Annotated in this window: 13 protein-coding genes; 8 read left to right on the top strand and 5 right to left on the bottom strand. The window is 35.5% G+C overall.

Going from position 1 to position 11,562, the window contains the following annotated elements; genetic code table 11:
* From ACTBZY_RS07215 to ACTBZY_RS07200, 4 genes are all read right to left on the bottom strand, one after another.
* A partial coding sequence (locus ACTBZY_RS07215) for a hypothetical protein (protein WP_463045681.1) occupies positions 1–217 on the bottom strand: 217 nt, incomplete at its 3' end.
* A gap of 19 nt (positions 218–236) precedes the next feature.
* Complete coding sequence (locus ACTBZY_RS07210) at positions 237–1,421, bottom strand: TolC family protein (protein ID WP_463045680.1); 1,185 nt, start codon at positions 1,419–1,421, stop codon at positions 237–239.
* 69 nt (positions 1,422–1,490) lie between these two features.
* Positions 1,491–1,916, bottom strand: a complete 426-nt coding sequence (locus ACTBZY_RS07205) for a hypothetical protein (RefSeq protein ID WP_463045679.1) — start codon at positions 1,914–1,916, stop codon at positions 1,491–1,493.
* 81 nt (positions 1,917–1,997) lie between these two features.
* Positions 1,998–2,201, bottom strand: coding sequence for a hypothetical protein (locus tag ACTBZY_RS07200; protein WP_463045678.1), 204 nt, complete (start codon positions 2,199–2,201; stop codon positions 1,998–2,000).
* A 686-nt stretch (positions 2,202–2,887) separates the two neighbouring features.
* On the opposite strand from ACTBZY_RS07200, the gene ACTBZY_RS07195 reads away from it, so the two are divergent.
* The 7 genes from ACTBZY_RS07195 to ACTBZY_RS07165 all read left to right on the top strand — a co-directional run bounded on the left by ACTBZY_RS07195 (position 2,888) and on the right by ACTBZY_RS07165 (position 8,857).
* A complete protein-coding gene (locus ACTBZY_RS07195) occupies positions 2,888–4,726 on the top strand; it encodes a glycoside hydrolase family 9 protein (RefSeq protein WP_463045677.1) in 1,839 nt (612 codons plus the stop codon).
* Positions 4,719–5,444 (top strand): polysaccharide deacetylase family protein, encoded by a 726-nt coding sequence (locus ACTBZY_RS07190; protein ID WP_463045676.1) that lies wholly within the window; start codon positions 4,719–4,721, stop codon positions 5,442–5,444. The genes ACTBZY_RS07195 and ACTBZY_RS07190 overlap by 8 nt, the downstream gene beginning before the upstream one ends.
* A gap of 431 nt (positions 5,445–5,875) precedes the next feature.
* Positions 5,876–6,919 (top strand): methyltransferase, encoded by a 1,044-nt coding sequence (locus tag ACTBZY_RS07185; RefSeq protein ID WP_463045675.1) that lies wholly within the window; start codon positions 5,876–5,878, stop codon positions 6,917–6,919.
* 236 nt (positions 6,920–7,155) lie between these two features.
* The gene (locus ACTBZY_RS07180; RefSeq protein WP_463045674.1) at positions 7,156–7,374 is read left to right on the top strand and encodes a hypothetical protein; all 219 of its coding nucleotides are present in this window, start codon (positions 7,156–7,158) and stop codon (positions 7,372–7,374) included.
* A gap of 15 nt (positions 7,375–7,389) precedes the next feature.
* Complete coding sequence (locus ACTBZY_RS07175) at positions 7,390–7,680, top strand: Cif family virulence factor (protein ID WP_463045673.1); 291 nt, start codon at positions 7,390–7,392, stop codon at positions 7,678–7,680.
* Positions 7,681–8,248: 568 nt separating this feature from the next.
* Positions 8,249–8,383, top strand: a complete 135-nt coding sequence (locus ACTBZY_RS07170; RefSeq protein WP_463045672.1) for a hypothetical protein — start codon at positions 8,249–8,251, stop codon at positions 8,381–8,383.
* 147 nt (positions 8,384–8,530) lie between these two features.
* Entirely contained in the window at positions 8,531–8,857 is a 327-nt protein-coding gene (locus ACTBZY_RS07165) for a DMT family transporter (protein ID WP_463045671.1), read from the top strand.
* 338 nt (positions 8,858–9,195) lie between these two features.
* Here ACTBZY_RS07165 and ACTBZY_RS07160 read toward each other — a convergent pair whose 3' ends face one another.
* Positions 9,196–9,948: a LytR/AlgR family response regulator transcription factor gene (locus ACTBZY_RS07160; RefSeq protein ID WP_463045670.1), complete on the bottom strand. Its 753-nt coding sequence runs from the start codon at positions 9,946–9,948 to the stop codon at positions 9,196–9,198.
* Positions 9,949–10,232: 284 nt separating this feature from the next.
* Between ACTBZY_RS07160 and ACTBZY_RS07155 the strand changes: the two genes are divergently transcribed.
* A partial coding sequence (locus ACTBZY_RS07155) for an alpha-amylase family glycosyl hydrolase (protein WP_463045669.1) occupies positions 10,233–11,562 on the top strand: 1,330 nt, incomplete at its 3' end.

Raw genomic sequence — 11,562 nt, 5'->3', positions numbered from 1 at the left:
AGTGCTTATCGTCATTGTGGTGTTCGTGCTTTGTTTCCAAAGAATCCATGTCTACTACAAACTCCTCTTGTCCGATAGTTTCTTCATTAATATGGTTTCCATTTGCGTCATGCTCGTGCCCATGCTCCTCCGTAGTTTCTGATTCTGTATCGTTACACGATGTCATTAAAAAAGTTGAAACTGTTATTATTGCGAATGCTATTCTTGAAATTTTCATTATCTTTTTATTTTAAGTGTTATAATTGATGTTTTAATAATTGAGCTTGTTGTAGATGAAGCTCCTTTTCCATTTGCAGCATTTTATCTGATGCATTTCTATAAAACTTTAGCTCTAAGTAATATTCCATAAACGAATACTGTCCTAATTTATAGGCTTCAAATAACAGACTCTCGCTATTTAAATCCCCCATTACTGCCCTATATTGATTGTATTTTTCAAGCATTAACTCATATCGAATGTAAGTTTCTTGAAATTCTGTATGAAGCGAAGAACTGATAATTTGAGTATTGGATTGCTGATAATTATAGTGAGCTTGTGCAGCTTCTACTTTGTACTTACTATTCCATAGTGGAATGGAAATGCCTCCATAAAATCCTGAATAATTATTACCTCTAACTCCTTGATAATTAAGTCCAAATGCCATGTTTGGTAAGGTTTTACTTTTCTCCAATTTAATCTTTAAAAGCGAAGCCGTTTCATTCGCCTTCAATTCTTGGAAACGAGGGTCGCTTGTCAATTTATCATTCCAAAGATTTTCTATTGTACCAATTTCGGTTGGCAAGATTATTTGTGAAGAAATGCTTTCAATAGGATTCCCCCCGTTCAAGGTTTTGAGTTTGGACATTTCGATTTGAATGTCGCTATCAATTTGTTCAACAATAAATTGCCCTTGCATCCAAGCAATTTTAGCCTTATTCAAATCTAAAATACCTACTTGCTCTTTGTCAAAAAGTTCTTTAGTTTGGTCGAAAACCCGTTTGCTCTGGGTTCTTCTTTCTGACTCTATCGCCCTTTGTTTTTGGAAGAAAGCGAGTTCTATTAAATTGTTTTTTGCTTTTAATAAAACCTCTTGTCTTCTTTTGGCAAAAGCCGACTCTAACTGTTCAGTTTTAGACAAATTCCATTTGTCACGTGCAGCATATACTGTAGGATATTCAAATGATTGTGAAATTTGAAATTCGGTATAATCTCCTGGTGTCTTTTTCCCAAAGGGTAAATAAAACCCAGAAAACTGCGGGTCAGGTAAATTATTGGTGCTCTTGTTTTCGAGTTTCTGGCTGTTAATGTATGATTGATAGCCTTTTAACTCTGTATTATTTTGTTCTATTTCTTCTAATAATTTCTCAATGGTTGAAGATTGTGAGAAACCATTAATAAAGAACAGGCACCCGCAAATTGCGAATACGATGTGTTTATACATTGTTTGAAATTTTAGGTTTATTCTGATTTTTTTATAGAATACTACCCTAGGTAAAGTATTCCGAAACTATTAACCTAAAGAAGGGGGGCCTCGGGAGTCGAGGGTAGTGCGGTATGGATTAAAGTAAATATTGGGCGGATGATACACCGCTACCTTTTTAGCTACATTGAAGCTTATAAAAACTCTAGGATGATTATGAAAAATAGCTGTATTTACAAGATTTTTAACGGTGAGTTTCTTAACAGCACTTTCGTTTGTTACCAAAACGTCATTAGTAACTACCGAATGTATATGAAACTCCAAAAATAAATCTAAAAGTCCTGTTTTAGGACTTTCTTCATCTGAATCATCGTGATGATGACTATGGCTAGCACCATGGGCAATGACCTCATGAGAATGGTGCTGATGATGCCAATGAGGGAGTACCTGATGCAAAAGCAATAGGCCAAAGATGCCTAAAAAGAAAAGTGCCTTTATTTGCTTATGTTTTTGCATGAACTGCGAATATACAATTTATAAAGTAAAGCTGTTTTTTTTACACATATTTATTAGACAAGTATTGCACCATTAGTTATCTTAAAGCATGCCTATTAGTTCTTTGGCTTTTATTCTATTAAAATCACCTTCTGGAGATATTTTATCATGAACCATAAAGTAATGATACCCTTTACTTGGTAAGTCTTCCCATTTGTTACCCAAACGCCTCTTTGAATCACTATCTGGATTATCTCTATCATCACACTTCTTTTCTAGTAGAATTAGATTACTTAATTCTGACAATATAAAAAACACTCAAATAATGAAGAATATGCCATTCTTGAGGTGACGGCAATATTAAACAAACTTCAAGTATCGTCTCTACCAGAAATCACAATGGCATATCCTGACTACTACGATAGAAAGGGGAGGTGAATACTGGAAATTAATCTTTATTTAGAACAAATTACTTCCCTTGTGGCCAAAACTATCCTGCACTTTTTTACTTAATGTAAAACTCTTTGAACTTCACTGATTCGCTCATTTTATCGTTTTTGAGTATAACTCTGTCATATTCGTTTGCTATTGTTTATTGAAATAGGAGTAACAAGAATCCATGAAATTCAAAGAAGTCTCCAGAGTTAAAGTAGTTGCAATACTACCCTAATCAGAACATTCTTATTTGATTTTTTGTTTAGAAATGGATAAAAAAGATAGCTCCATAACTTGAATTTAATAGTCCACAAGTACATATTTTACGAAACATTTTATTGCTTCAATTTTATTTCAAAAAGAATCCCCTATTGCATAATTATCGCAGTCTTTAGGGGACAATTAGGGGTATTTTAAGGTGACTTTGAAGATAAAGCAGACAAAAGGTAAGAGGGAGGGTTTGTTTTAACAAGGGGCATGAAGTATTCCCAGTTAAATTAATCACTGTCTGAAAAAAAGTAAGGCTTCACTAACAAGTTTAATGAAATTTGAAATGGATGATTTATTTACAAGCTTTGGTACATGAAAAAAGTGAACTGTCAAGAATCAAATGGTTTATGAATAAAGTGCGAGTGTTTTGTATGTTGTTTTTTTTGGCTTTTGCCTTTAATGCTCAGTCTCAATCTGCCATAGAGATTAGAGTTAACCTGGCGGGTTACCCAAGCCATATGCCCAAAAAGGCTCTTATTCTTAGCAAAGGAGCCTTAGACAATCCTGTAGTGCTTCTAAAAGATAAAAATGGAAAAACAATTAATGAGTACACCTGCACACCACATATAAAGTCATGGTATCCATTTTCTAATTATTACAGTGCGGATTTTTCAGACTTTCATAAAACAGGAAATTACTATTTTGAATTAAAAGAAAGTGAAGTTCAAAGTCATGATTTTACCATTGGTCCTTATCCAGCATGGCAAGAAGATGTGGTTAGTTTTATTCGAACACAACGATGTGGTTTCAATCCGTATACCCAAGAGTTTTGTCATCAAAAAGACGGTTTAAGTTTCTTTGGAAAGCGATTAGATTCCACCAGAATAGATGCCACAGGTGGCTGGCACGATGCCGGTGACCAGTTAAAATATCTTATTACCAGTAGCAACACGGCTGCCAGATTACTCATGGCATATCAAATGAATCCAGATGGTTTTCTTGATGAAGTAGATGCTAGAGGATTAAAAGGTAATAATCAGTTACCAGATGTGCTTGATGAAGCAAAATGGGGACTGGAATGGCTATTAAAACTACACCCAAGTGCTGATGAACTTTACCATCAGGTGGCAGATGATAGAGATCATAGAGGCTTTAAACTACCTCACGAAGAAAATGCAGATTATGGATGGGGACCAAATGACTACAGACCGGTTTATTATGCTACAGGTGAGCCACAGGGGCTATCCAAGTACAAAAGCCGGGCCACAGGAATTGCTAATTTAGCAGGTCGTTCGTCGGCAACCTTAGCCTTAGGCTATCAAATCTTTAGCCAGTTTAAGGCGTATGAAGTGTTTGCTCAATCATGTCTGAAAGCTGCACAGGAACTTTACACCATGGGAAAGCAGCAAGAGGGTTATCAACAAGGCAACAGTTTTGGAGCACCCTATCGCTACGAGGAAAACACTTGGGCAGACGACATGGAGTGGGCTGCGGCCTGTTTGTATAAGATCTCCAAAGAGAAAAAGTATCTTAAAGATGCAAGAGCTTACGCAAAAATCATTGGCAACTGGTCTTGGATGGAGCGGGATTCTGCTAGTCATTACGAAATGTATCCCTATGTAAATATGGGGCATTACGCCTTGTGGCAAGTTGGTAATGCAAAAGACAAAAAAGAGATGATAAATCATTACGAACACAACCTAGAAAACATAAAAAAGAAAGCAGATCAAAACCCGTATGGTGTAGGCCATCTGTTTATATGGTGCTCTAATAATCTGGCGGCAGCAGTGGCCACTCAAGCTATGTTATATGAAGAAATGACGGGCTCAAAAAAATATCGTTCGCTCATGCAAGATCATCTGAATTGGCTATTGGGATTAAACCCTTGGAATTCTAGTATGATTACAGAAATTCCAGAAAATGCAGATACACCCGTGGATGTACACATGCCATTTTGGAGAATTTATAAAAAATCCATCAAGGGAAGCCTGGTTGATGGGCCGCTTTGGTCTACCATTCACGATAACATGTTAGGGATTACCCTGTCTGAACCTGATGAATACAGTCACTTACAGCCCAAACACATCAAGTATATGGATGATTGGTCAGATTATAGCACCAATGAGCCAACGCTAGATGGTTCAGCAGAATTACTTCTTATTTTAATTAAGATGAGTAGTGAATAAAATCTATTTAAGTCTCCTCTTTTTTCTAATTAATATATCTATTAATGCTCAGCATGTGATCGATGCACAAGGGGCAATTATTAGAACTGATACCTCGAAGAAAAACATTTACCTATGCTTTACTGGCCATGATTATGTGGATGGTTTTGAACATGTCATGAGTGTACTAAATAAACAAAAAGTAAAAGGCTCATTCTTTTTTACTGGTGATTTTATTAGGGCTAATGAGGATTTAGTAAAGGCCATTGTAAAAAAAGGACACTTTGTTGGAGCTCATTCTGATAAGCATCTTTTGTACTGCGACTGGACTAAAAGAGATAGCCTTCTACATTCTGAAAATAAAATCAAAGAGGATATCTTACACAATCTTGAAACCTTGAAAAGACTTAAGATTCTTCCAAAGTACTTTATGCCGCCATACGAATGGTACAATAAAAAAGTGGTGGAAATAGCCACAGAATTAGATCAAATAACTGTAAATTTTTCACCGGGAACTCGTAGCAATGCCGACTATACCACTCCTGATATGCCAAACTATATCACAAGTAATGCTATTTTAGAAAGCATATATACCTATCAAGAATCCCACAATATGAATGGCTTTCACTTGCTAATTCATCCTGGTACTAGCCCGAAAAGAGAGGATAAATTCTATTTATACCTAGATGAACTCATTAATAAATTAAAAAATGAAGATTATCATTTTTCGAAGTTCTAGTTTTTGACTAAACATACATGTGAAATTCTCATAAAAAGAATAAATAAATAATGCTTCAAAAAAGTTTTACTCCTTCGATAACGGGATTCCGTTAAGTATAATTACCATTCCCTAAAAATTTTAAGGACTTAAGAATAAAGGACTTAACTTCATGTGTCACTAGTTTTGAAGACATTTGAGAAGTCCTTATAGTATTTAAACCCGGATTATGCGTTGAGGAATTGTTATGAGTAATTAAAGTGCAATAAATCAGACAATTAAAGGAAATTAGCATAGCGTTTACCCTGAGCTAATGTCGAAGGGCTACGGTGATTGAGTTTAAATGGGTGTAGCCTGTGCTGAGCTTGACCAAGTATATTGATTTGAAGCAGTTTAGCTACGGCATAAATTGCCTAATGCATAAAGCGGGTTAATCTAAAACTTATATTAAAATGGGAAATCAGAATAATGAACCATCTCCAGAGATGATTATGCAAATCGGTACAGGTTTTTGGCCATCAAAAATCTTGTTGACAGCTGTAAATTTTGAATTGTTTACACTTTTGGCTCAAAAAGGAAATATGACTGGCAATTCCATTAAAAAAGCTTTAAAACTTGGATGTACGGATAGGCATCTTTTTGATTTCCTCGATGTCTTGACAAGTTTCGGATTCTTAAGTCGAAAAGGTTTGCTGGAGAGTGCTGAATATTCAAACGGAACCGATTCTGACATTTTCTTAGACAAAAACAAACTGTCTTACATTGGAGGGATTTTGGAAATGATGAACAACCGGCTCTACGGATTCTGGGGGAATTTAGATGAGGCACTTATCTCAGGAAAAGCACAAAATGAAGTCAGCATTGGAGAAAAACCTATTTTTGAATTGTTGTACAGCAGTCCTGATTTGCTAAAAATATTTGTCAATGGCATGACTGGCATGCAAATGGGAAACTTCATAGCATTGGCTCAAGGTTTCGATTTTTCAAAATATGATACCTTCTTGGATGTGGGCGGTTCCGCAGGAGTGATGTCTCTCATGGTGGCCAAGCATAACCCTAATATGACTTGTAAAACATTCGATTTACCGCCAGTTGAATCCATTGCGAATGAAACAATTGAAAAGTTTCAATTAGCCGACCGTGTTAAAGCGATTAGCGGTGATTTCTTTGCCGAAGAATTGCCAAAAGCAGATGTGGTGGCCATGGGCAATATACTTCATGACTGTAATGAGGAAAATAAAATCAAGCTGATTCAAAAAGCTTATGATGCCTTGCCTGATGGAGGTGTATTTATTGCCATTGAAGCCGTGATAGACAATGAAAGAAAACAAAATGCTTTTGGTATGATGATGAGCTTGAATATGCTGATAGAAACCGCCGATGGCTTTGATTATACCTTTGATGATTTTAATAAATGGACGAAACAAGTTGGATTTAAATCAACTTCTATAATGCCATTGACAGGACCTTCAAGTGCGGCTATTGCTTATAAATAAGTTTGTTCAATTATTCCACAATCAGTTTAGAATATCTGCTTCTTAGTGGTAAAATGGTGTTTTTGAATTGATTCAAGGGAGTTTGGTGTATCGTATACAATAACGATCCTAATAGCCCTAAGAGTCGCCGCTGTTACCTGAGTCACATCTAGCCAATGTTATCGGTATTGCGATATATGCTTAGAAATAAACTTAATAATTAATAACAGGGAAGCTTAAAACTGATTAGAATAAAAATGAAACAAAACAATTTTTTGGGAGTCTTAATATTTTTAGCATCAACTTTATTTGTCAGGTGCAAAAATTCGAGTGACTCTCAAGAAACTTCATCCGCAAAAACAGAATTGACAGTAGACGAAAAGGAAACTGCAAAAACAGAAATTTCGAATACCAATACTCAAATCGTTTCAAATTTGAATGCCTTTGATGCTGAGGCGGCAATGCAGGGATACTAAAAGAATGTTAAGAGTGTGAGTGTAGTGGGTGCGACTTCAGATTATCAAATTTTGGAAAATGACTTGAAAGAATCATTTTCAGCTTTAAAATCATTCTCATTGACGAAATTAAGTGAGGATTTCCTATTTATATCAAAAACTTCTGTGCTTTGTACTTGGACAGGAACACTAGAAGTTGAACTTAAAACTGGCGAACGCTTTAAGAATGACATCCATACGACGAGTTTACTTTATAACAAAATAGACAATAAATGGAAAATTGTGTATGAGCACGCTTCTGAAACCCCAGCAAAACCAGTAGCGTAAAAAGCTAGAAAAAAACATTACTGCCAATCGAGAAGACTGCTCCAGAAGTAGTAACTGAAGGAGTACGCCTCTGGTACGCCGCCAGCCCCATCATACCCCAATTGCATTACGGCAATTCCATTGTGGACAACATACGGCACTAGGTGTGCTCGTCTTTATACCACGGTTCATTAAATCTCTGGTTGTAAGCAGTGATAATGATCCAACATGCCCTCATAATTTTAACTTTTCTAGCTTGATGGTAATCTTTAATTCCGATAGCTATCAGTATGCTTTTGTGCTGCTAGGCAAGCCTAGTGCAGCCTCCCATTCTTATAAGACCACGGCTTCATCGGAACGCTTGCCCCAAGTCTAATCAGATTCTTTAGCTTACTTTCGGGTTTTTTACAGACTTTGCGTCCCCATCACTCCAATACAATATCTCAACCTGTTTCTAAAGAGATGCATCTCATATCCTATTCGTTTGGCTTCTTCTTTTGACTTGTAATAGATACTAAAACCATTTGTATAGCAGACAAATAACAAGCCTTTTCTTTTGAATTCTTTATCCACCAACTGGTCAAGCATAATGTTTGAACTCAGTGGACTGCCTTGTGGGATTGCCATTGCCGCTTGCTTAGCTTTGGGTTACGTCTCTCTCGCTTATTTATGGAATGGCGACACCCAGTCTATCAGCCTTTGGATTGTTCCGTTAAAGACCTAAATTCGCCATTCCATGCACACACATGGCATGCAACGTTCATGCCCCGCAAAATCTTGGACAGGGCATGTATGCGGAGCCAATGGCAGTAATGCCAAAAACAGAATGTAATTTAAGATTGGCAGTCGTCATAAAAAGAAATTAATGCAAATGAATTGGATTCTATTAATTATTGCTGGACTATTTGAAGTAGCCTTTGCGGCTTGTCTTGGAAAAGCAAAAGAATCAACAGGAATTGAAACAACTTATTGGTACATAGGGTTTTTGATTTGTTTAGGAATAAGTATGTTTCTACTTGTAAAAGTGACTCAGCAACTACCAATAGGAACTGCATATGCAGTTTGGACAGGAATTGGTGCTGTAGGGACAGTTTTGGTTGGAATGCTAATTTTTAAGGAACCAGCCACATTTTGGCGATTATTTTTCATTACAACATTAATTACCTCCATTATTGGGCTGAAAGTAGTCTCACATTAATCTTAAAAAAAAATAACATATACTGCTAATAATTAGCCCCGAATGTAGGGATTAAGGTTTCGGTGCTTTCGATAAACTCATCAAGGATTCATTCGAGTCTCGATTGCTATCGGGATATTTTCTAATGAGTAAAGCGAAAGCGGGTTAAAGAAATAAATGTGCGATTCAAGTCACACACAATCAATAAAAATACTTTAATCAAACTCTTAAAAAGTCTGTGCTAAACCGGCAAATGGGCGTTTCGGAAGCCTCTACTAATTATATAGGTGTGCGTGTGTGTCATTTAAAAAGTAGCACTAACCAACTCTATTGTGAAAGCGATGGGAATTCAACCAAATCTAAAAATAGCCTAAAACACTTTTAACTTCTTCCTTATACTTTCGACCAACAGGTATTGAGATACCTTTCAAATCTAATTTACTCGGCGAAAATGAATCAATAAAATTGAGACCTACAATATATGAGCGATGCACCCTCAAAAACTTTTCTTTAGGCAATAATTCTTTTACTGCAGAAATACTTTTATAGGCAATAATTTCTTTATCAGTGGTTTTGACTTTTATATAGTTTTTAAGGCTTTCAATAAATATAATATCATTTATTGAAATTTTCTGAAGTGATTTTTCAACTTTCAAATAAATGAACATGTCATCATTAAGTTGCTCCTTTTCCAGTTCCTTAGTTTTTTCATTCGACTTTTGCCAACTTTTGAAGAACGTATATCCCAAAGGTATAATGACCGCCATATTAACATCTAATAGCGTATTCATGATTTCAGTAATAGCAAAGAAATTTGAAGTTTTGAAGCTTTGTAGATAATAGGGTTGAATAATATAAAAGAATACAACCCGCTGAATAAAGATGGAAACAAATACCAATAACAGAATAAGGAAAACGATGAACTTGCCATGTTTATTTTTAAGAAAATATTTAGGAAACAAGTGATACAAGGTTACATAGACCAAAATCATTCTGGCTGGAAGACTTAATATCTGAATCATAAAATTCCTATAATAATCGTAATCATAAGTTCCCCAAACCAAAGTGAAGAAACTCACAAAGACCAACCAATACAAAATGTGTTTGGTCATTGGGTAAGAATTCTCTTTCACAGAAAAAAGAGAGCATTTCATATTACTAAACTTCATTCGACCAAAATCAATAAAATAATCTTAATAACCAGTAATAATATACAAACAACCGTCAATATTGTACGAAAGACCACGAGGAATTACTAATTCTATAGTTGTTCAATTTATTATAAAGCCCACTCCTAAAGGTTATTCGATAAGCAGAAGTGGTTGTTTATATAATGCTTTTGGTAGTCATTCTTTGTCAGCATTAATATTGGGCAAACAAATTTTAATTTTCCAATATGAAAACGGTGTATAAAATATTTATCCCAACCCTATTATTGTTTTTACCACTTATTCTAACAGCTCAAAACATAACATTGAACAGCGTGGAACCACCAAATTGGTGGACGAATATGAAATATAATACGGTGAATTTATTGATTTATGGAAACAACATTTCTGAGTTGAAGCCTGAAATTGACTATCCTGAAGTAGAACTAGTTTCAATTGAAAAAGTAACTAATAAAAACTATTTATTTGTTACGATAAGAATAAATCCAACGGCTAAACCAGGAAATGTTGAGTTGAAATTCTACGATAAAAAGGAATTGTTAATAACTAAGGAATTTCCCATTCTTGAAAGAGAAAAAAATAGTGCTGAAAGAGAAAGTTACACTCAAAAAGATGCTATTCTACTCATAGTGCCGGACCGGTTCTCAAATGGCAATACTCAGAATGATATTTTACAATCAATGAACGAAAAAACCATAGACAGACAAAATGAAGATAAAAGACACGGTGGAGATATTCAAGGTATAATCAATCATTTGGATTACATAAAAACGCTCGGATTTACCCAAATTTGGAACACACCTTTAATAGAAAACGACCAACCGGAATACTCTTATCACGGCTATGCCTCAACGAACTTTTATAAAATTGACCCTCGTTTTGGTACCAACGAACAATTTAAAACCTTGGTGCAAGAAGCTCAAAAAAGAGGTATTGGTATGATATGGGATGTAGTTCTAAATCATTGCGGAGCGGAATATTATTTTATAAAAGACTTGCCATCCAAAGATTGGACTAATTATTCAACGAGTAAAACGCGAACCAATCACGCAAGAACCACTGTGACAGATATTTATGCGAGTGAGATTGATAAAAAAGAATATACCGACGGTTGGTTTGATGGTCACATGGCGGATTTAAACCAAAGAAATCCATTAGTAGCAAAATATCTGATTCAAAACACAATTTGGTGGGCGGAATTTGCCGGACTTTCAGGGTTTAGAGAAGACACTTTTTCTTATACGGATAAAGATTTTTTAGCAGAATGGACTAAAACGATACTTGAAGAATATCCCAATTTTAACATCGCTGGCGAAGAAATGTCGAGAATAGTGGCTCAAACAGCCTATTGGCAAAAAGATAAAGTAAATACTGACGGTTATCAATGCTTTTTGCCCACGCTCATGGACTTCTTGTTAAATGACAATATAGTTTCGAGCCTTAATGGTTCTAACCCTTGGTTTTCAACTTGGAGAGATACTTACTTTGGGATTGCTCAAGATTATCAATTTCCGCATCCTAATGACCAATTGATATTTCCGGACAATCACGATGTAG

It is taken from the genome of Arcticibacterium sp. (genome assembly GCF_055134445.1).
The sequence above is the reverse complement of the archived record's forward strand: the minus strand, read 5'-3'. Positions and strand labels throughout refer to the sequence as shown.

Bases quoted from the DNA above. Each gene is read 5' to 3' on its own strand.
- ACTBZY_RS07170 (WP_463045672.1), top strand. From the start codon at position 8,249: ATGTTTGAACTCAGTGGACTGCCTTGTGGGATTGCCATTGCCGCTTGC.
- ACTBZY_RS07180 (WP_463045674.1), top strand. From the start codon at position 7,156: ATGAAACAAAACAATTTTTTGGGAGTCTTAATATTTTTAGCATCAACT.
- ACTBZY_RS07205 (WP_463045679.1), bottom strand. From the start codon at position 1,916: ATGCAAAAACATAAGCAAATAAAGGCACTTTTCTTTTTAGGCATCTTT.
- ACTBZY_RS07185 (WP_463045675.1), top strand. From the start codon at position 5,876: ATGGGAAATCAGAATAATGAACCATCTCCAGAGATGATTATGCAAATC.
- ACTBZY_RS07165 (WP_463045671.1), top strand. From the start codon at position 8,531: ATGAATTGGATTCTATTAATTATTGCTGGACTATTTGAAGTAGCCTTT.
- ACTBZY_RS07160 (WP_463045670.1), bottom strand. From the start codon at position 9,948: ATGACCAAACACATTTTGTATTGGTTGGTCTTTGTGAGTTTCTTCACT.
- ACTBZY_RS07210 (WP_463045680.1), bottom strand. From the start codon at position 1,421: ATGTATAAACACATCGTATTCGCAATTTGCGGGTGCCTGTTCTTTATT.
- ACTBZY_RS07195 (WP_463045677.1), top strand. From the start codon at position 2,888: ATGATTTATTTACAAGCTTTGGTACATGAAAAAAGTGAACTGTCAAGA.